This is a genomic window from Burkholderia seminalis (assembly GCF_001718535.1).
In the GTDB taxonomy this organism is placed as follows: Bacteria; Pseudomonadota; Gammaproteobacteria; order Burkholderiales; family Burkholderiaceae; genus Burkholderia; species Burkholderia seminalis.
On sequence record NZ_CP013399.1, the window covers coordinates 329076 to 347939 of the forward strand.

The 18864-nt window shown below is 69.9% G+C and carries 15 protein-coding genes; 6 read left to right on the forward strand and 9 right to left on the reverse strand.

Annotation, left to right across the window (positions count from 1 at the left end; translation table 11 throughout):
• Positions 1-262 precede the first annotated feature (262 nt).
• Entirely contained in the window at positions 263-2437 is a 2175-nt protein-coding gene (locus WJ12_RS17370) for a DUF4132 domain-containing protein (protein WP_059561297.1), read from the forward strand.
• A 25-nt stretch (positions 2438-2462) separates the two neighbouring features.
• Here WJ12_RS17370 and WJ12_RS17375 read toward each other — a convergent pair whose 3' ends face one another.
• On the reverse strand, positions 2463-3875 hold the full coding sequence (locus WJ12_RS17375; protein ID WP_059561300.1) for an aminotransferase-like domain-containing protein: 1413 nt from the start codon (positions 3873-3875) through the stop codon (positions 2463-2465).
• Between the two features lie 231 nt (positions 3876-4106).
• Between WJ12_RS17375 and WJ12_RS17380 the strand changes: the two genes are divergently transcribed.
• Together WJ12_RS17380 and WJ12_RS17385 are read left to right on the forward strand one after the other, a co-directional pair.
• Complete coding sequence (locus WJ12_RS17380) at positions 4107-5336, forward strand: NAD(P)/FAD-dependent oxidoreductase (protein WP_059561303.1); 1230 nt, start codon at positions 4107-4109, stop codon at positions 5334-5336.
• A gap of 41 nt (positions 5337-5377) precedes the next feature.
• Positions 5378-6529, forward strand: a complete 1152-nt coding sequence (locus WJ12_RS17385; RefSeq protein WP_059561305.1) for a branched-chain amino acid ABC transporter substrate-binding protein — start codon at positions 5378-5380, stop codon at positions 6527-6529.
• A gap of 30 nt (positions 6530-6559) precedes the next feature.
• Here WJ12_RS17385 and WJ12_RS17390 read toward each other — a convergent pair whose 3' ends face one another.
• Both WJ12_RS17390 and WJ12_RS17395 read right to left on the reverse strand, forming a co-directional pair.
• Positions 6560-7477, reverse strand: a complete 918-nt coding sequence (locus WJ12_RS17390; protein WP_059561308.1) for a hypothetical protein — start codon at positions 7475-7477, stop codon at positions 6560-6562.
• 71 nt (positions 7478-7548) lie between these two features.
• Positions 7549-7872: a TfoX/Sxy family protein gene (locus WJ12_RS17395; protein WP_034189565.1), complete on the reverse strand. Its 324-nt coding sequence runs from the start codon at positions 7870-7872 to the stop codon at positions 7549-7551.
• A gap of 284 nt (positions 7873-8156) precedes the next feature.
• Here WJ12_RS17395 and WJ12_RS17400 point away from each other — a divergent pair, with 284 nt between their 5' ends.
• Positions 8157-10187, forward strand: a complete 2031-nt coding sequence (locus tag WJ12_RS17400) for an SMI1/KNR4 family protein (RefSeq protein ID WP_059561310.1) — start codon at positions 8157-8159, stop codon at positions 10185-10187.
• A 52-nt stretch (positions 10188-10239) separates the two neighbouring features.
• On the opposite strand, the gene WJ12_RS17405 is transcribed toward WJ12_RS17400, so the two are convergent.
• From WJ12_RS17405 to WJ12_RS17415, 3 genes are read right to left on the reverse strand one after another with little or no spacing between them, the layout of a single operon-like run.
• Entirely contained in the window at positions 10240-11976 is a 1737-nt protein-coding gene (locus WJ12_RS17405; RefSeq protein WP_069245751.1) for a phage integrase family protein, read from the reverse strand.
• Positions 11977-12034: 58 nt separating this feature from the next.
• Positions 12035-12226, reverse strand: a complete 192-nt coding sequence (locus WJ12_RS17410; protein ID WP_034189563.1) for a DUF2964 family protein — start codon at positions 12224-12226, stop codon at positions 12035-12037.
• A 15-nt stretch (positions 12227-12241) separates the two neighbouring features.
• Positions 12242-12721, reverse strand: a complete 480-nt coding sequence (locus tag WJ12_RS17415; protein ID WP_034189562.1) for a universal stress protein — start codon at positions 12719-12721, stop codon at positions 12242-12244.
• 296 nt (positions 12722-13017) lie between these two features.
• Here WJ12_RS17415 and WJ12_RS17420 point away from each other — a divergent pair, with 296 nt between their 5' ends.
• Positions 13018-13779, forward strand: coding sequence for a 2-keto-4-pentenoate hydratase (locus tag WJ12_RS17420; protein ID WP_034189561.1), 762 nt, complete (start codon positions 13018-13020; stop codon positions 13777-13779).
• Positions 13780-13909: 130 nt separating this feature from the next.
• Positions 13910-15325 (forward strand): hypothetical protein, encoded by a 1416-nt coding sequence (locus WJ12_RS17425; protein ID WP_059561315.1) that lies wholly within the window; start codon positions 13910-13912, stop codon positions 15323-15325.
• Positions 15326-15346: 21 nt separating this feature from the next.
• On the opposite strand, the gene WJ12_RS17430 is transcribed toward WJ12_RS17425, so the two are convergent.
• From WJ12_RS17430 to WJ12_RS17440, 3 genes are all read right to left on the reverse strand, one after another.
• On the reverse strand, positions 15347-16399 hold the full coding sequence (locus WJ12_RS17430; RefSeq protein WP_034189559.1) for an AraC family transcriptional regulator: 1053 nt from the start codon (positions 16397-16399) through the stop codon (positions 15347-15349).
• 147 nt (positions 16400-16546) lie between these two features.
• Positions 16547-16873 carry a hypothetical protein gene (locus WJ12_RS17435; RefSeq protein ID WP_059561318.1) on the reverse strand — a complete coding sequence of 109 codons (327 nt, stop codon included), beginning with the start codon at positions 16871-16873 and terminating at the stop codon, positions 16547-16549.
• Between the two features lie 32 nt (positions 16874-16905).
• Positions 16906-18426, reverse strand: a complete 1521-nt coding sequence (locus WJ12_RS17440) for a hypothetical protein (protein ID WP_059561395.1) — start codon at positions 18424-18426, stop codon at positions 16906-16908.
• Between the last annotated feature and the right edge of the window lie 438 nt (positions 18427-18864).

Below are 18864 nucleotides of genomic sequence, written 5' to 3' on the forward strand. Positions count from 1 at the left end.
GGCCGGAAACCGCGCGCGGCGCGGCCGGATCGGCCTGGAACGACCGCGACACGGGCATTCGTCCGACCGTCTCGACGGGGGTGCAATACTGTGCGGCCGCACGGTTTTTCATGACCGGAGTCAGCCCCGCCGCGCATGCGATCGAACGGGCCGCCGCCCCCCGGCGCCTTGATCCGCAACGCCCGACCAGTACAGATGATGAAATGGTGTCAGAACGTAACGACTGCCCGCGCATCGCGCGCCGCCGGCCCGGAAAACGCCGATGACTGATCGCGACCTCGCCGCGCGGCTCGTCGCGCGACTGACCGGCAGCGCCGACCATCCGCGCTTCACCGGCGCGCCGATCGACCTGTCGACGCTCGATGCGCACACGCTCGGTACGGTCTGGCCGGCGCTGCGTCGCGCCGAGCACGACATCATGCTGCGCGACCACGCGTACGACGACCCACGCGCCGAATTCACGCGCTGGTTGCGCGGGCAGATCGACGCGCTCGGCCTCGTGCCGCTCGTCGACGCCGATGCCGCGCTCGAACTGTTCCGCGACATTCCGCCCGGCGGATGGAAACGTGCGCTGGAAGACCTGCCCTGTCTCGACGCGCTGCCGTCGCCCGCGCTGCAGGCCGAACTGGCGCGCATCGCGGGCGAACCGGAAGACGGCGAACCGCGGGCGAAATCCGCGTATGGCGCGTATGCGCTCGACTGGTTCGCTGGCCGCCGCGACTTCTCGGCGCGGCGCGATGCGTACGCGCAGGCGCTGGCGGATTCGCCGTTTCGCCTGCGCGAACTCGACGTGTTGCCCGAACTCGGGCCGGCCGCGCTGCTCGCGCTGGCCGCGACGAACGACGGCTATTTCGCGCCGAAACGGCTGTGGCTCGACTTCGGCGACCCTGCCGTCACGCTCGCGGAAGACGCCGCGTACGTCGCGTTCGCACGCGACGCGCTGACCGACGCCGCGCGACTGGTCGCCGCGCTGCACGCCGGCGCCGTGCCGTACGAGGCCGATCGCGCGTTCACGACCGACGACGCGCAGGTCGTCGCGCGCGCCGCGCGCGTGGCCGCCTATCGCGACGAAGCATGGCTACGCCCGCTGATCGGGCCGCTGCTGACCGGCGTATGCGTCGCGCCGACGACCGCGAAGACGGTGCCGTCGCAGTCGCTCGCGATTGCGCTCGGCCATGCGGTCGAGACGATCCCGACGCCGGAGAGCGTGCGCGCGCTGCGCGACGCGCTCGCCACGGTGCGTCATGCGGGCGTGCAGAAAAAGCTCGCGCGCAACCTGAAGCCCGCCGAACGTGCGCTCGGCGAGCGGCCGCACACCGCGCTGCGCATGACGCTCGACGCGAAACCGGACAAGAAGCAGCTCGCGATGCTTGCCACCTGCATGGAAGCCGGCTTCTGGCAGCCGATGTCGCTGGGTCATGCCGAATGGCGCGAGCGTCTCGTCGATACGCCGGCCGGCGCCGCGTTCTCCGCGCGGATGATCTGGCAAGCGTGCGGCCGCGATGGCTCGACGCAATCGTTCATCCCCGACATCGCGAAAGGCAAGGTCGTGCCGCGCGACGCGGCCGGGCACGCATGCGAGATCGCCGACGACTGCACGATCCGGCTATGGCATCCGCTACTGGCCGACGCGCACGAGCGGCTCGCGTGGCAGCGCACGATCGTCGACCGCACGCTCCGGCAGCCGGTGCGGCAGGCGTTCCGCGAGTACTACGTGCCGGCCGACGGCGACGCGTCGGCGAGCGATTCCGCGATGTTCGAAGGTCACGTGCTGTCGAGCCGGCCGCTGCTCGGCGTCGCGCGCCGCGAAGGCTGGTCGATCCGCGCGTACGACGACGGGCTCGCCCGTGAATTCGGCGACGTGCGCGCGACCTTCCTCGTCGATGCGCGGCTCTATCCCGGCACGGAGGGCCACGGCACGTCGCGCCGGCTGGTCTTCGAGCGCCGGCACGACCGGCGCTGGGTGCCGGTGCCGATCGGCGAGATCGACGCTGTCGTGTTCTCCGAAGTGGCGCGGGCGGTCGACCTGCTGGTGAGCGTGGCCGCGTTCGCGCTCGACGACCCCGCGACACGCGCGGCCGCCGCTTCGCTCGCGGCGGACCCGGCCCGCCAGCGCGACCTCGAAACCGAACGCCGGCAGCGCCTGAACCGGTTGTCGGCGCTGCCGCTCGGCGTGATGGCGCGGCATCGCAAACACGTGCTGTCGCTCGTGTTCGCCGAACCGGTCGCGCAAGGGAAGATCACGATCGACGATCGCCACGTGCACGTCGGCGCGTGGTCGGTGCATTGCGCGACCGGCCGCGTGACGCGCGACGGCGAGCCGGTCGACGCCCCGCTCGAGCCGCCGCCATCGCCGCTGCGCGCGGTGCCGTGGCTACCCTACGACGAGGCGCTGCTGCAGCGGATCGTCGACGTCGTCGCGCATCTGCTCGAGTAGGCCTTGCGAACGTGCGTGCCCGCCGTCAGATCGACCCGAACAGCGCGCGCGGCCGGTCCTTCAGCGTGCCCGCCAGGATCCGCAGCCCGTTGACGAGTTCGTCGCGCGTGGCCGGACACGCGAGGTTGATGCGCACGCCGTGCTCGATTTCCGCACGGTCGACCGCGAACGTCGACGACGGCATCACGATCACGCCGCGCGCCTTCGCATTCGCGGCGAAGTCGTCGGCACGCCACGGCGGCGGCAGCCGCAGCCACACGAACATGCACGCCGGGTCGGCCTTCAACTGCCCGGCCGGCAGCAGTTCGCGGGCGAGATCGACACGTGCGCGGATCTCCGCGAGTTGCGCGGCCATGATCCGCTCGGCGGTGCCGTCCTCGATCCACACCGTGGCGATCAGCATCGAGGTCGGCGCGGGCATCCATGCAGTCGTGCGCACGGCCTCCGCACACAGTGCGACGCTGTCGCGCGGGCAGCTCAGGTAGCCAAGGCGCAGCCCTGGCGCGAGGATCTTCGACGTCGCGCCGAGATGGAACGTCAGCTCGGGACACAGCCCCGCGATCGCCGGCAGCCGGTCGCGCACGAGCGGGCCGTACACGTCGTCCTCGATGATCGTCACGTGATGGCGGCGCGCGATGTCGACGAGCGCCATCCGGCGCGCGAGGCTCATCGTCGTCACGGTCGGGTTCTGCAGGTTCGGCACGACGAAGATCGCCTTGACCGGCATGCGCTGGCAGATCCGCTCGATCTCGTCGGGCAGCAGGCCGTCGTCGTCGGCCGGCGCGCTGACGATCTCGAACTGGAATACCGGCGCGAGCGCCTTGAGGCCGTAGTACGTGAGGCGATCGGCGACGATCACGCCGTCGGTGCCGATCAGGCTGTTCAGCACCGCATACAGCCCGTGCTGCGCGCCGCTCGTGACGACCACCTGGTCGCGCGACGGCGTGAAGCCGGGCGCGGCAAGCCACTGCGCACCGGCCGCCCGCGCCCAGTCCGGGCCCTGCGGCGGCTGGTACTCCTGCAGCGCGCCGAACCGCGGGTCGCTCGGCAGCGTGCCGAACGTCTGCGCGAGGCTTGCGAGAAACTCGCCGGTCGCCGGGCGGTTCACGGTCAGGTCGATCACGCCGTTGCCGGCCGCGAGCGCCGCGCGGGCCGGCGCGATGCTCGGCATCGCGCCGCCGGTGACGAGCGAGCCGCGCCGCTTGCTGCCGATCACGAGGCCGCGCAGCTGCAGTTCCTTGTACGCACGCGACACGGTCGACACGTTGATGCCGAGCTCCGTCGCGAGCTGGCGCTGCGGCGGCAGGCGACTGCCCGGCGGATACGTGCCGCTGCGGATTTCCTCCTCGATCGAGCTCGATACCTCGACATAAGTCGGCCGTTTCGCCTGCGCCGGCAGGCCGCCGTCACGCTCGCCGGAAAGTTTGTCTGATGCCATTTGTCGCCCGTGACCACACAAAAAGCGTTTGTCTGCCGTTTTGACTTGCCCAGCGATTGTATATGACATCCCCGCCCCGTCAAACGCTTAAGGAAAAGTCTGCGGATTCAGCGGTTTGAAATCGGGTAAACACCAACACCACACAATCTCTTTTTGATTGCACACAAAAAATTACTGTGTGATTCTTGATCGCAACTTTGTGTGAACCTTGTGGACCGGAGGGGAAGCGTCATGGCGAACGTCGCCATCGTGGGTGCGGGCTTCATCGGGCTCGGCGCGGCGGCATGGCTGCAGCGCGACGGGCATCGCGTGACGCTGTTCGATCCGGCCGGCGTCGGCGAGGGTGCATCGTTCGGCAATGCCGCGACGTTCGCGCCGTACGGCTGCGTGCCGGTGAACGGGCCGTCCGTGTTCCGCGAGCTGCCGCACTTCCTGTTCGCCGCCGACAGCCCGCTGCGTATCCGCTGGCCGTACCTGCTGCACGGCGCACCGTGGCTCGCGCGGTTCCTGCTCGCATCGACGCCCGCGCGCCACGCACGCAGCGCGAGCGCGCTGGCCGCCCTGTTGTCGCGCGCCGCCGACGGTTATGCGCCGCTGCTCGCCTCGCCGCGGCTCGCGGCGTTCGTGCGGCCGCGCGAATGCCTGTACCTGTATGCGCGGCAGGCGTCGTTCGATGCCGCGCAACCGTCGCTCGCGTTGCGACGCCGGCTCGGCGTGCCGTTCGAGACGCTCGACGCGGGCGCGATCCGCGCGCTCGAACCCGCGCTCGCGCCGATCTTCACGCGCGGCGTGCTGTTCGTCGGCAGTTGGCATTTCTCCGATCCGCACGGCTTTCTCGGCGCGTTGTTCGCGCACCTTTCCGCCGGCGGCGCGACGCTCGATCGCGCGCGCGTCGAGCGCATCACGCCTGCCGGCGATGCCGTGAACGTGCAGGCGGGCGGGACGGTCCGCGCGTTCGATCACGTCGTCGTCGCCGCGGGCGCCCGCTCGCGCGAATTCGCGGCCGCATGCGGCGATGCGGTGCCGCTCGACACCGAGCGCGGTTATCACGTGCAGTTCGGCGCGCCCGGAGAGCGCGTCACGCGGCCGGTCGGCTGGGCCGAACGCGGCTTCTATATGACGCCGCTCGACGAAGGGCTGCGCGCGGCCGGCACCGTCGAGCTCGGCGGCTTCGACGCGCCGATGAACCCGTCGCTCGTCGCGCTGCTCACGCGGTCCGCGCGCGAAGCCGTGCCGTCGCTCGGCGCGCCGACGCGCAACTGGCTCGGCTTCCGGCCGACGCTGCCCGACGGCGTGCCCGTCATCGGCCACGCACGCGGCAGTGCGCGCGTGATCCATGCATTCGGTCATCAGCATCTCGGCGTGACGCTCGCCGGCATCACCGGACAGCTCGTCGCCGACCTCGTCGCCCGGCGCGCCCCGCCGCTGGACCTCGCGCCGTACCGGGCCGCGCGATTCTGACGCGCGCCACGCCCCCTTCCACCCACGCAAGGAGAAGCATCATGAATCGTCGTCACTGGCTGGTATGGCTGGCCGTCTGCTCGATCGGCACGGTCGCGGGGTCGGCGCTCGCAGCCGACCCGGAAACCGTCAAGATCGGCTTCGCCGGCCCGCTGACGGGGCCGGTCGCGCGCGTCGGCAAGGATCTGCAATACGGGGCGCAGCTCGCCCTCGACGAGGAGAACGCGAAGCATCCGACCGTCGGCGGCAAGCCGGTACGCTTCGTGCTCGACGTGCAGGACGACCAGGCCGATCCGCGCATCGCGATCCAGGTCGCACAGAAGCTCGTCGACGACGGCGTGGTCGGCGTGATCGGCCACTACAATTCCGGCTGCAGCATTCCCGCGTCGGCCGTCTACAAGCAGGCGAACGTCGCGATGATCACTCCCGGCTCGACCAATCCGCAGCTGACGATGCAGGGCTTCAAGAACGTGTTCCGCACGATGGGGCACGACGGCGTCGGCGGCGTGGTGGCCGGCCGCTTCGCGGTCGAGCAGTTGAAGGCGAAGCGGATCGGCATCATCGACGATCGCACCGCGTTCGGCCAGGGCCTCGCCGACGCATTCGAGAAAGGCGTGAAGGACGCGCACGGCAGCATCGTCGGCCGCGAATACACGAACGACAAGGCCGTCGATTTCCGCGGCATCCTGACGACGATGAAGAGCAACAACGTCGACCTGCTGTTCTTCGGCGGGCTCGACGAACAGGGGGCGATGCTCGTCAAGCAGATGCGCTCGCTCGGCATCCGTGCGCAGCTGTTCGGCGCCGGCGCATTGAAAAGCAACGCATTCCTGAAGATCGCCGGCAACGCGGGCGAAGGCACGCAGGATCTGGAGCCCGGCCCCGCGCTCGACAAGCTGCCGTCGGCCGTCGCGTTCGCGCAGCGCTACAAGGCGCGCTTCAACCAGGACGTCGAGCTGTATGCGCCGTTCGCCTACGATGCGGCGCTCGCGATGATCGCGGCGGTCCGCAAGGCCGATTCGCTCGATCGCGGCAAGATCGTCGCGAGCCTGCCGGGTGTGGCGGTGACCGGGGTGACCGGCAAGATCTCGTTCGACGAGCGCGGCGACCTGATCAAGCCGCCATACACGCTGTTCCGCGTCGAACAGGGGCAGTGGCACAGCATTCGCACGGTCGGCGGCGCGTCGAACTGATCGACGCCGGGCAGCCGACGGCGGGCGGCGTCACCGCGCCGCCTGCTGCCGCTGCACCTCCTGCGCTTTCATCTGCAGATACGCGCTCCGCTCGACTTCGTGCAGTTGCTGCGGATACTGCTCGGTGGCATCGAACCAGCGCGCGAGGCGCTGGTCGAGCGGCTTGTCGAGCGTCGCGAGATACGTGTCGATCGCAAGGTAATAGCGCATCGTGTTGCGCTCCAGCAGCCCGCGCACGCCGCCGACGTATTGCGGCTGCGCGGCCGATGCACCGACGTTCGTGAACCCGACCTTGTCGCTGCCGACCGTCGCGAGGTAGGTCTTCATCGCCATCCGGCCGACCGTGCCGAAACCATACGAATACGTGAGGTGAAGGAACGTGCGCGACGCGCCGACCGGCACGGCCTCCAGCGCGATCCGGTAATCCTTCGTGCCCATCGGGCCGCTGTCGGCGGCCAGATCGACCTGGAAGTAGTCGGGCGTCGCGGCCGCCACGCGATAGCGGAACTGCACGCGATAGGTGTCCGACAGCTTCTGCTGGATCTTGCGGCCGAGGTTCACGTCGAGCACCGGCCCGTTGCCGCCGCTCGACGCATGACAGTATTTCGTGTTCAGGTGCAGGATCAGCACCGCGCACCAGTTCGCGGGGCCCTGCGCGGCATCGTCGAGCTGGCCGCTCACGACCGCGAACGGATAGTCGACCACCGCGTAGATGTCGCCCTTCAGCGACGACGACGCCTCCGCCGACTCGAGGTACAACGGCCGGTGAAACGCGTTGTCCTTCAGTTGCGCGCCGAGGCTGCGATAACGATCGAGCAACGCGGCCGCGCCGTTCGCGCCATCGGCGCCGAACGACAGCGCGCTCCAGCCGACGCACAGCGCCGCAACGCACGCGTGCCAGACGCGGCGGGCACGCCACGTGCCGCGCGAATGTCCGGATGTCTCCATTCTTGTACTCCCTGCCGCGCGATGGGCGCGCGCCTGTGTCACAGAATACGCCTGCATGCCGCGCGCTGCCGCTATCGGTTCCGCTTCACCGGCATCGGCAACTGCGCGGCGGTGATCCGGATCAGCGCGGCCAGCCACTCGCGATCGTCCCAGCGATCGCCGGGGATGACGAGGTGCGGCTTCGCGGCCGGATACGGCGGCGCCTCTTCGCAGGCGCCGAGATACGCGCGTCCTTCCGGTGTCGGCTTGACGAACAGCCGGTCGTCGCAGACGAGCGCGACCATCCTGCCGTCGCAATAGATGCCGTATTCCCCGAACATCTTGCGCGCCGATACCGTACCGGCCGCCGCGCTCTGCTCGACGATGAAATCGACCGTGCCCTGGCTCGATGCCATGCGCTGCTCCTTGCAAAAAAAATTATGACCGCAGCGTACACCGACCGTTCCGTTGCCTCGGCGGATACGCCGTGGCGCGTCATCCATTCGTCGACGGAAAGCGTGTTCGGTCATGGACCGGCGTTCCCGGCCGGCCGTCTCCTGACACACCTGACAGTTACATCGCGGCGCGATGAATCGTCCAATGGCGCTTCACGAAAATCCGGCCTCGATCGTATGTCGGGCGCGACGCGCCGGCGATCAGGCCGCACAATGAAGCATCACGAATCACGACGAGGATGTCGATGAGCGTACCCGCCAACCTTCCCGCATGGCTCGGGCAAGCCTACGAACGATGCCGGTCTCTCGTCCCCGGCGCGATGCGGCGCGAGACGGTTCCGGTCGACGACGCCGCATGGCGCGTCACGGCTGAAGACGTCATCGCCCCCGACGACGTTCCGTCCGTTCCGCTCGCCGCCTGCGACGGCTACGCGCTGCGCGCGGCCGATACCGCAGCGGCCTCCCGCCGCGAACCCGTCGAGCTCGATTGCGAACTCCGGCTGGCCCCGCTGGCGTCGCGAACGGCCAGCCCGGCCGCCCGCGCACTCGACGCACGGCAAGCGGCCGGCATTCCGGCCTACGTCGCGATGCCGGCGCACGCCGACGCGGTTGCGCCGAAGGCCGAGCATCGATGGATCGACGGGAACGCGGGCGCACGCCTGCGCTTCCATGCGCCGCTCGCGGCCGGACAGCACGTGATCGCCGTCGGCAGCGAATTCCGGAAAGGACAGGTGCTGCTCGCGAAAGGGATGCGGATCACGCCCGCACGGCTGGCGGGGCTGATAGCCGCGGGCGTGCGCGACGTCGTCGTCACGAAGCGGCCGCGGATCGGCGTCGTGATCGCGGGGTACGACGTGGTGCCGCCGGGCCATGCACGCGAGCCCTGGCAGCGATTCGACTCGCTGGGTCCGTATCTCCGCGCGGTACTGCGGCAATGGGGATACGCGGTGCCGGCCGCGGAAACCCTGCCGTTGCCCTCGTCGTTTCCGTGCTCGCCCGATACGGAACGCGACGAAAGCGCGTTCAAGCAACAGCTGGGCGCGCTTTCCGGGCGCTATGACCTGATTGTCGGCGCCGGATTGCCGGCGAGCGCGCCGTTCGAGATGCGAGGCCTGAATGCGCAGACGGTCTACGCGAACGATCGCGAGACGATCCGGATCAGGCAGACACCCGGCGAGCGGTTCAATGTCGGGCGAAGCGACGACCGTTCGCCGCCGACGAAGTGGACCGTGCAATCCACCCGGCCGGACGGCGTCGTCTACCGAACGGAAACATGCGTCGGTTACGACCAGGCCGTGCTGGTCAATCTGCCCGGCCATGCGAGCGGCGTCGCCGTGCTGATGCACACGATCGTTCCGCACGTGCTCGACCTGCTGGAACATGTTGCGGCGCCGGGCCCTTGCTGGGAAACCGCGCCGACCGCGCACGACATCGAACCCGATGCCGAATGCAACGGGATGCGATGGGGCAGCCTGTCCGCCACCGAGCGCGGCGAATCGCGAGTCCGCCTGCTGCCGTTCCAGGGCGACGGGCCGATTCGCGGTGTCGCCGAGGCCGATGCGCTCGTCGCGATCCCGGCGGGCGTCGAGGTGCTGCCGGCCGGAACGCTCGTTCTGTTTCTGCGGCTGGACGGCACGGGCGCGCGCGCCTCGCATACCGGTGTGACGCCGGACGAAACCGCGAACGTTCCGGCGCAACCGCGGCAGACCTCACCTTCTCCCGACGTACCGGTTGCCGGCCCCGCGACGCCTGATGTTCGCGAAGCGTGGCAACGCATCGAACGTGCGATCGCCGCTCATCCCGCCAGCTTGCCGGGCGGCCTGAACGGGCCGGCCGACGATCATGTGCTGGCCGAATTGCCTGCCGCACTGGGCGCGACGCTGCCCGATGACGTGATCGACAGCCTCCGGCTGCACGACGGGCAAGCCGATCCGGACGCCGTCTTCACCGAAAGCGATGCGCTGCTCGGCGCGCAGGAGATCGTCGCGCAATGGACGATCTGGCGGACACTCGTTTCCGGCGGCGATTTCGCCGGCATGACGTCGGAACCCGATGCCGGCGTCCGCGACGACTGGTACAACCTCAAGTGGATTCCGTTCACGCACGACGGCAGCGGCAATCATCTCTGCATCGACCTCGATCCCGCGCAAGGCGGCGTGAGCGGCCAGGTGATCCGCGTGTGGCACGACGACGAGCTGCGTGAGCGCGTCGCATCGAGTTACGCGGAATGGCTCGCACGCGTGGCGGCGGAACGCGACGGCCCGGCCGCCGACTGACCGGCTCGCGCAAACGGGTGCAAACGGGCGCGAGCGCCGCCGCGCCATCCGCTTACTTGTCGGCCGCAAACGCGCTCGACATCTGCCGCGCGCGCTTCACGTCGTCGCCGTGCAGATAAATCGACGTCGTCGAGATCGACGCATGCCGCAGGTTGTCGCGCACGGTCGTCAGCTCGGCCCCGCGCGCAAGCGCGTGCGTCGCATGCGTATGCCGCATCCAGTGCGGGCTCGCCTGCCGCAGCTTCTGCGCGAGCGCCGGGTTATCGGCTTCGACGGTATCCGCCGTCTGCGCAAAGAAGCGCTGCATCACCTTCCACAGCCGCACGCTCGTGATCGCGGCCGCCTCGTCTTCCGCGAGACTCGCGATCAGCGGCGTATCGGGCCGCCAGCGCACCGGTGTGACCGGCAGCCGGCGCGCGACCAGATAGCGGTCGAGCGCCGTGCGCGCGAGCGGCGGCAGCGCGACGCGGGCGGCCTTGCTCCCCTTGCCGATCACCTTCAGCCACGCGTCGCCGTGCGCATCCGTCTCGATGCCGCCGAGCGTCGCGCCGACTAGCTCGCTCGCGCGCAGCCCGGTCGCATAGCCGAAATCGAGAATGAAGCGCAGCCGTTGCGCGGCGGCCGGCGTCCAGCCCGACTGCGGCGCGCCGTCAGCCGTGCGCGTCCGGAACTCGAGGCCGTCGGCGATCGTGCGGACCAGCAGCCACTCGCCTTCGGTGAACGCATGCGACGTGTCGAGTGCGTTCGCGCCGCGCGTATCGCGCACCTTCACGCCCGCGAACGGGTTCGCGAGCAGGTAGCGCTGCTCGATCAGCCAGCGGAACAGCGCCCCGAGCACCGATAGCGTGTACGCCGCCGACCGCGCGGACAGCGCGCCCGAGAACGGCCGCCAGTCGGGCGCGCCGCGCGGCCGCACGGGCCCGACCCAGCGTTCGTGCGGCGTCGGGTGCCGGATGAACGCGCGATAGGCGACCGCATCCTCGGTCGTCAGCGACGACAGCGCGCGCCCGCGCTCGACGATGGCCCACAGGATCAGCCGCTCGGCTTCCTTGCGGTACGCACGCCGCGTCGCGGCCGATTCGTGCAGCGACAGCCATGCGTGCACGGCCGCGTAATCGTTGTCCGCGTCGAGCGTGCTGGTCGCGCGCGGCGCGCGGAACGTGCCGGCCGAGCCGTCGACCTCGTGCGGCAGCTTCAACTGCTCCCACGGCACGATGCTGCCGCGCGGCGTCGCGGCGATCAGCGCGCGCGCCCGCTCCGTCAGGTCGGGATGCTCGGCGAAAAATGCCTCGATGCGCCGCGCGCCGGCCACGCCGAGGCCCGCGATCGCGGTCCACCACTGGCGCCGGCGCGGAATGCGTACCGTCAGGTCGGCCAGCGTCGCGATGCCGTGCGCCCGCAGCGCGACGACCGCGCGCGCGGGCAGCCAGAGGCCGACGTCGTCGCTGATCTGCGGCAACGGCGCGCGCGCGTGACGCAGCAGGCCGATTGCTTCGGTCGCGGCCTTCGCCTCCCGCACACGCTCACCGTCGGGATGGCCGAGCCGTTCCGCGAGATCGGGGCGGCCGGCCTGCCGCGCGACGCGCACGAGGCGGCGGCGAATGGCGCCGATCACGCCGCGCGCCGACCGTCCTGCGCCGAGGCGATCGGGCAGGTAGCGTTCGACGGCCTGGCGCACGGTCATGCCCGCGTACCACGCGCGCAGCGCGGCCAGTTCGTCGGCGTCGGGAAAGCCTGCGGGCGCAGGCGCGGCATCGGAGGAAGGCGGTGAAATGAGGCGCGGTTTCATGGGCGCCAGTTTGACAGAAGCGTGCGCGGCCGGGTACACGCGGCCGCGCGTCCCGGCGTCACTCCTCGCCTTTCGGCCCGGGATTGAGCATCACGACGAAGCCGGCCACGCCGACGATCAACGCGATCGCGCCGCCGCGCAGCGCCGTCGGGGTATCGAACAGCAAGCCCGTCACGACGGCCATCATCCCGGCGAGCGACACGAACACGGCGATCGCCGCGACGACGATGCGGTACTGGCGACGTATCATCGCGCGTCGTCCGCGTTACGCTGCCGCAGCAGCCGCCGGCTCGTCGGCATCGTCGCCGCGAATCAGCAGCACCGGACATTTCGCGCCGCGCACGAAGTGCTCGGCGACGCTACCGAGCAGCACGCGGCGGATACCGCGCCGGCCGTGCGTGCCGACCACCGCGAGATCGATGCCGCGTTCCTTCACGTAGCGCTGCAGGCGTTCCGCGATATCCTCGCCGATGCTTTCGGTCTCGACGAGTTCGGCCTCGCCCTTCGCGCCGGCCAGCGCGATGACCTGTTCGGCTTCGCGCAGCACCTTGCGCCCGTCGTCGCGGATTTCCTCGATGAGCGCGTGCGGATCGAAACGGCCCGCATACGTGAACAACACCGACTTGTCGACCACGTACACGGCGCTGACGTGCGCGCCGGCCGCCAGCGCCACCTTCACGGCCTCGGCCAGCGCCCGTTTCGACGAAGCGCTGCCGTCGACGGCCACCATGATCTTTTCGTACATACGAACCTCGCTGGGGTGAACGCCGCGCGCCCCCTCGCACGCGGCCATGTCACCATCATCGGCCGACGCGGGGGCCGGATATTGACGATCGTCAACCCCGGCCGGAACCGTGCATGCGGCAAACCGACGCGACGCAGGACCGGCCTCTTGCGTCGTCGGCAGCGCGGCGAACCGGGCGGATGACCGGCCCGCCGAGGGGCTTTCGAGCGGCCATCGCGCCGAAGGCGCTATCATCGGATGTGCGACTTTCGTCCGGCCCTTTTTTGCCGGCCCCACTTTCAACTCGCTCAACCGACATGACAACGACTACCGAACGCGTGGACGGCGCCGCCCAGCATCTCGTCGCCGCCCGCCATGCCGGCTCGCCCGGCCCGCTGCTGCCCGATGCGCTGCGCCCCGAGGACGTCGACACCGCGCTCGCGATCCAGCAGCGCGTGGCCGACCTGCTCGGCGAACCCGTCGGCGGATGGAAATGCGCGCTGCCGCCGCCCGACCGCGTGATCCTCGCGCCGATCTTCGCGTCGACGATCCGCGAAGCCGATGCGCCGTACCGCGTCGTCGGCGGTCCGATCGTGCGGATCGAACCGGAAATCGCATTCGTGCTCGACCGCGACCTGCCCGCGCGCGCGCGGCCCTATGAAGAAAGCGACGTGCGCGCGGCGATCCGCGAAGTGCGCATCGTGCTCGAGGTGCTCGGCTGCCGCTACGCGGAGCCCGCGCGCGCGTCGAAGTTCGAGTTGCTGGCCGACGGGCAATTCAACCAGGGGCTGTGCGTCGGCCCGGTCGTGCCCGACGGGCTGAACGTGCCGCTCGAGACGCTGGCGCTGTCGTTCGAAGGCGCGCTGAACCGCACGATCGACGGCCGCCATCCGGACGGCGATCCGCTCAAGCCGCTGGTGTGGCTCGTCAATTTCCTCGCGGCGCGCGGCGAGGTGGTGCGCGCCGGGCAGATCGTGACGACCGGTTCGTATGCGGGTGCGATCGACGTGCCGCTCGGCGATGCGCTGACGGTTCGCTTCGGCGAGCTCGGCAGCCTGTCGGTGACGTTGACGGCGTGATCGATCCGGCGCGTGGCGGCAGGCGCACGGCGCCGTGCACCTGCCGCCCGCCGTGATACCGTTGCACAACGTCGCGCGTTCCGGCCCGAAGGCCGCCTCCCCGCGAACCGCCTTTACGCCCGAACCCGCCATGTCGCTGACACCGCTGCCCGCCCTGCTCGACGAAACCCTGCGCATCGTCGCTCGTCGCTACCGGCTGCCGCCGCTCGACAGCGCAGCGTCGTTGACCGACGCCACGCCTCCGGCCACCGCCCTCGCGATCGTGATCGAGGAAGCGCGCCGGATGCGGGCGGACGGCGAGGCGCCCGGCACGGCATTGCGGCAGCGCTTCATCGATGCACTCGCGCGGATGATCCGCGACGCGATGGACCCTCGATCCGGCGATCCGTCGTTTCAGGCATCGGTACTGCGGCACGATGCGCCGAACGTGCGCGAATATGCGTCGCTGTCCGCGCACGCCGAGCAGGACCGGCGCGCGCTGTACTCGGCCGTCAATGCGATCGCGCATCCGGCCAAACTCGAGCGCAGCGCCCAGACGTGGCAACGCGACGCGCTCGCGCGACTGCATGCGGCCGCCACCACCGCGTCGTGGGCCGACCTTCATGCGACGCTGCGGCAACTGCTCGCGCTGCCCGCGATGGCGACCGACACCGCTTTCGAGCAGGACATCGTCAAGCTGAAGGACAGCCCCGCGCTCGAACGCCTGTTGCATCTCGACAGGCTGGCTTCCGACGACGACGTCCGCCGCTACCGCGCGCTGTGGGTCCGCCAGGGGCCGCTCGAAGGCAGCACGATCGCGGTCGCGCAGGGCGTTGCTTCCCAGCAGCGCGGCGCGGCCGTCGAAGCGCTCGCGGCACAGGCGCTCGACGCATTGGCCGGCAGGCTCGAAGCGGTGGACGGGCAGCGGTCCTACCGGGTGGTCACGTCGATGCGCGTGCCGTCATCGATCCCCGGCCGCCACGACCGTGCCAAGACCGAGTGGGACGCGATCCTGCTCGAACGCGCACGAAGCGACGACGCGGCATCCGCATGGAACGTCCGCTTCCTCGTCGAAGCAAAAGCGTCCGCCGATGCCGCGACGACCGATCTGCCGCGGCTGCTGCGCGGCCTGAACCTGCTGGCGCAGGCCGATCCGGACACGGTCTACGCGTTCGAGACGCACCAGGGCACGGTGCGCGTGCATGGCGCGTCGCTGCGCGCGCTGACCACCGACGCCGCCGCGCTGCAACGGGAAGTGCTCTATTGCTGCGACGCCGCCGCGGACGCGACACCGCGCCTGCTGGGCGCCGGGAGCCGGATGCAGTTGCTGTCGGCGCAGGCGAGCCTCGAATACGCGAGCGCGCTCGCGCAGCAGCGTCCCGATGCCGATCCGGACGGCCTTGGCGTCATCTGGCACGCGCTGCTGACCGTGCCGCAATGGCACGCCGTGCTGCATCAGTATCCGTCGTTGCGGCAGGTGCGCGAACTGATGGTGGCGATCGACGACCTGCGGGCCGCGATCGGCGACGCCGACGACGGGGAGGTCGCCAGCAGCGTGTACGCATGACCGGCGAGCGGCCCGGTCCGCTCAGTGGGTGAGCACGCCGAACGGCAACGTCCACCCCGCCAGCCGGCCGCCGTCGGCCCATCGCGCGTCGGTCGCGCCGCAAGGCAGCAGCACCGGCGCGGCCGCGTACTCGAGCGTTTCCTTCGGCGTATGGCCGAACTCCGCCTTGAACAGCCGGTGGAAATACTTCTCGTCGGGGAAGCCGTGCGCCCAGGCGATCTCGGCAATGCGCCGGTGCCGGCGCTGCGGATCGCCCAGCACGTGGTAGGCATGACGCAGCCGCCTGCGCGTGATCTGCCGCATCACGCCGCCCTCCTCCTTGAACAACTGATAGAGCCGCGCCCGCGACACGCCGATGTCGCGGCAGATCCGCTCGGGCGTGAGGTCCGGCTCCAGCAGGTGCACGTCGATGTAGCGGCGCACCCGGTCGACCAGCGCGTGGTCGATCGGGCCGCGCGCATCGCTCAACGCCTGCGCGGTGGGCGCCACGGCCGCGGCCAGCAGCAGCAACATCGACTGGACGACGCTCGGCACTTCGTGCGTGCGCAGGTTCGGCAGGTTCCGGAACAGCGACAGCATCTGGTCCGCGACCAGGCGGCCCACGCCGCTCGTCAGCGTCTGGCCGTGCGCCTGCGCCGCATGGCCCGGCAACAGGTATCGGGGCACGACGAGGCTGATCACGTCGCCGGCGTCGACCCGGCAGTCGTTGATCTGCGCGACATCGTAGACGAACAGGTCGCCGGCGCGCTTGACCAGCTCGGGGCCGCCCGTATGACTCGCGAGCCGCCCACCGAGCAGCAGCGTGAAGCGGATCGAATCCTGCCCGTCGAGGCGGATGCGCCGCGGCGTCCTGCGAACCGTATAGGTCGGGGCGCGCGAGCGCCATTGCCGGCCCGACAGGATCAGCGGGCCGATTGCCGCGCCGCTCGCCTCCGCGTCGAACGGGCCAAGCCCGCCGTCGTCATCGAGCCGGTAATCGCACAGCATGTCCTTGACCCAAACGTGGAACCGGTCCGGCTCGGGATAGTCGATCGTGCGAAACTTGAAAACAGGGACGAATGCCGCTTGATCCATGACAGTTTTTTATCGAACCGGTGGAAAAGGAGGAATCGGTTCGTCGATTATCGGACCAAATTGCGCCGGCGCAAGGCCGACGCGGCCATTCGTCCATTCAAGCGGTCGGCCGGCGCCCGCTGACGGGCGCCGTCGTCACCGCGGCCATCAGCGTTGCGGATGGCATTCCCAGTTGTTGTACGTCGGCCGATCGAGCGGCGTGAGCCCCGGAATCATGAACACCGTGCAGCCGAAACGCCGCCCCTTGCCGGTCGTCGCGTCGTAACTCACCTTCTGGCCGCCCAGCCCGTCCTTTTTCGCGTACTGCACGTTGGCGATGGTGATCTCGTCCGACGACGCGAGCCCGAGCGTCTTCGCGGTCGACGTCTGGACGTCGACCATGTTCATCTGCGTCGTGCCGCATGCGGACAGCACGAGGGCGGCGACCGTGACGCCCAAGGCGGTCCGGACGGTGCAATGCAAGGTTCTTTTCATGTTTTCTCCTTCAAATTCATGGCGCGAATCCGTTACGAGCCCGGTGTGTAAAAACTTGCCTGTACCTGGCTGCCGACGCTCGGGACATACGACAGCCACGCCAGCGCCATCGCCCCCGTCGCGTTGACGGCCAGCGCCGGCCACGATGCGCTCTGTGCCGCCACCGTCGACGCGCTCCACGCGCCCTTCCGGTAGCTGGCCGCGATGACGGCCGATGCGCCCGGCAAGCCGGTGTCCTGCCAGGCGGCCGTCACGTTGCCGGCCGCATCGATCACGAGCGGCGGGTACTGGCCTGCCGCGCCGTTCAGGTGTTCCGTCAGCCGCTGCAGCGGCCCCCAGTTCCCGCTCGCATCGGACACGCTCACCTGCAGCGCCGCGCCGCCTTCCGCCCACATCGCGGCGGCCACGCCGTTGTCGTTGACGGTCAGCATCGGCGTCGCGATGAACCCCGTCGGCTCGACGATCGCCGGCGAAACGGGCTGCGCGGGCTGCCACCCGGTTCCGGACACATAGCGTTGCGACATCGTGGCGGTGTAGATCTTCCCGTTCGTCACGTCGATCTGCCCCCAGAGCAGCGTGATGTTGCCCTTCGCGTCCATGCCGGCCACCGGCGAGATGATCGTCGTGAACAGGCTCGTGTTCGACACGGCCTGGTTCACGTTGGTCCAGCCGTTGGTCGCGTCGTACGTGGCCGTCCACAGCGCCGAGTGCGTATGGTTGGTCTGCCGCCACGCGAGCACGGCGCGGCCGGACGCCAGCACCGAGATCATCGGCCGCACGTTGTCGGTGTCGCCGGTCACCGCACCCGGCCCGGTCTGCACCGGCATCTGGATCACCGCCGCCGGCGACCACTGGCCGGCCGCGGTGTAGCGCGACCACGCGATACGCGTATCGAGCAGGCTGATCGACTGCGTCCACGCGACGAGCGCGTTGCCCTGGCTGTCGATCCCGGCCGAATAGGTCGAACCCGCCACGTCCGGCACCAGTTCGAATGCCGCGCCCCATCCGCCGGCCGGGCTGTACGGGCGCGCCCACAGCGCGTACGTGTTGGGGCCCGGTTTCCATTCGGTCCAGAATGCGACGGCCTGCCCGCTCGCGTTGCCGACCAGCTGCGGCGGGCTCGAACTCGTCGTGTTCATCGAATGCGAGCCGTCGCCCGTGTCGAGCCGCGTCGCGCTGCCCCAGCCCGAGCCCGCGACATAGCGCGCGCCCCACATCTCGTTGCCGTTCGCGCCGGCGGGCCCATTGGTCATCCAGGTCGCAAGCGCGTTGCCGCTCGCGTCGATCGTCACGCTGGGTTCGCCCTCCGGCCCCTTGCCGTCGACCGCCGCGGCCTGCGACCAGCCGGCCTGCGGTTGCGCGGTCCCGCCGCCCGTCGGGCCGCCGCTTGCACCGCCGCCACTCGAACCGCCGCCGGGCGAGGTCGAACCGGAAGGCGAACCGGGCGTGTTCGGTGTCGACAGCGACGCGCCGCCGTTCGGCGCGACGTCGTCGCCGCCGCATGCAGTCAGCGCGAGCGCGGCTGCCATGACCATCCATGTAATGGGTTTCATCGGAATCCTCTTGTTTTCATTTGCCGGCGCCCGCGCGTCTGCGATGCGGAGAAACACGCATCGCACCGCCCGAAAGATTGATAAGCAATACTATTGAAAAGGCATGGAAACCGGCATGCGTTCGCGCCCCTGTCATGATCGAAGCCGTCGTTAGGATCGATGCGAGCGCCGCTTTCGGCAGACGGCCCCCCCGTCGGGCAGCGAGGACGACGACAGGTCGTCTACCGTCGGATGTCCGTCACTGCCGGCTGCATCTTAATTCAGGCAGTCCCGATTCAAGGTGGCGTTGCGTCCACACTGGGTGGACTTCCGTTCCACCCGGCGGCGATCGACGCGATCGGCCCGCGCGTGCCGGCAACCGTTGCCGGCCGTGAGGTACGATACGCGCCGGGGCGACGCGCCCCGCCTGAGAGACCCGGCCATCGCGGCCCCCTACCC

Excerpts from the sequence above, each read along its gene's own strand:
- WJ12_RS17370 (WP_059561297.1), top strand. The coding sequence starts at position 263 with ATGACTGATCGCGACCTCGCCGCGCGGCTCGTCGCGCGACTGACCGGC.
- WJ12_RS17375 (WP_059561300.1), bottom strand. The coding sequence starts at position 3,875 with ATGGCATCAGACAAACTTTCCGGCGAGCGTGACGGCGGCCTGCCGGCG.
- WJ12_RS17380 (WP_059561303.1), top strand. The coding sequence starts at position 4,107 with ATGGCGAACGTCGCCATCGTGGGTGCGGGCTTCATCGGGCTCGGCGCG.
- WJ12_RS17385 (WP_059561305.1), top strand. The coding sequence starts at position 5,378 with ATGAATCGTCGTCACTGGCTGGTATGGCTGGCCGTCTGCTCGATCGGC.
- WJ12_RS17390 (WP_059561308.1), bottom strand. The coding sequence starts at position 7,477 with ATGGAGACATCCGGACATTCGCGCGGCACGTGGCGTGCCCGCCGCGTC.
- WJ12_RS17395 (WP_034189565.1), bottom strand. The coding sequence starts at position 7,872 with ATGGCATCGAGCCAGGGCACGGTCGATTTCATCGTCGAGCAGAGCGCG.
- WJ12_RS17400 (WP_059561310.1), top strand. The coding sequence starts at position 8,157 with ATGAGCGTACCCGCCAACCTTCCCGCATGGCTCGGGCAAGCCTACGAA.
- WJ12_RS17405 (WP_069245751.1), bottom strand. The coding sequence starts at position 11,976 with ATGAAACCGCGCCTCATTTCACCGCCTTCCTCCGATGCCGCGCCTGCG.
- WJ12_RS17410 (WP_034189563.1), bottom strand. The coding sequence starts at position 12,226 with ATGATACGTCGCCAGTACCGCATCGTCGTCGCGGCGATCGCCGTGTTC.
- WJ12_RS17415 (WP_034189562.1), bottom strand. The coding sequence starts at position 12,721 with ATGTACGAAAAGATCATGGTGGCCGTCGACGGCAGCGCTTCGTCGAAA.
- WJ12_RS17420 (WP_034189561.1), top strand. The coding sequence starts at position 13,018 with ATGACAACGACTACCGAACGCGTGGACGGCGCCGCCCAGCATCTCGTC.
- WJ12_RS17425 (WP_059561315.1), top strand. The coding sequence starts at position 13,910 with ATGTCGCTGACACCGCTGCCCGCCCTGCTCGACGAAACCCTGCGCATC.
- WJ12_RS17430 (WP_034189559.1), bottom strand. The coding sequence starts at position 16,399 with ATGGATCAAGCGGCATTCGTCCCTGTTTTCAAGTTTCGCACGATCGAC.
- WJ12_RS17435 (WP_059561318.1), bottom strand. The coding sequence starts at position 16,873 with ATGAAAAGAACCTTGCATTGCACCGTCCGGACCGCCTTGGGCGTCACG.
- WJ12_RS17440 (WP_059561395.1), bottom strand. The coding sequence starts at position 18,426 with ATGAAACCCATTACATGGATGGTCATGGCAGCCGCGCTCGCGCTGACT.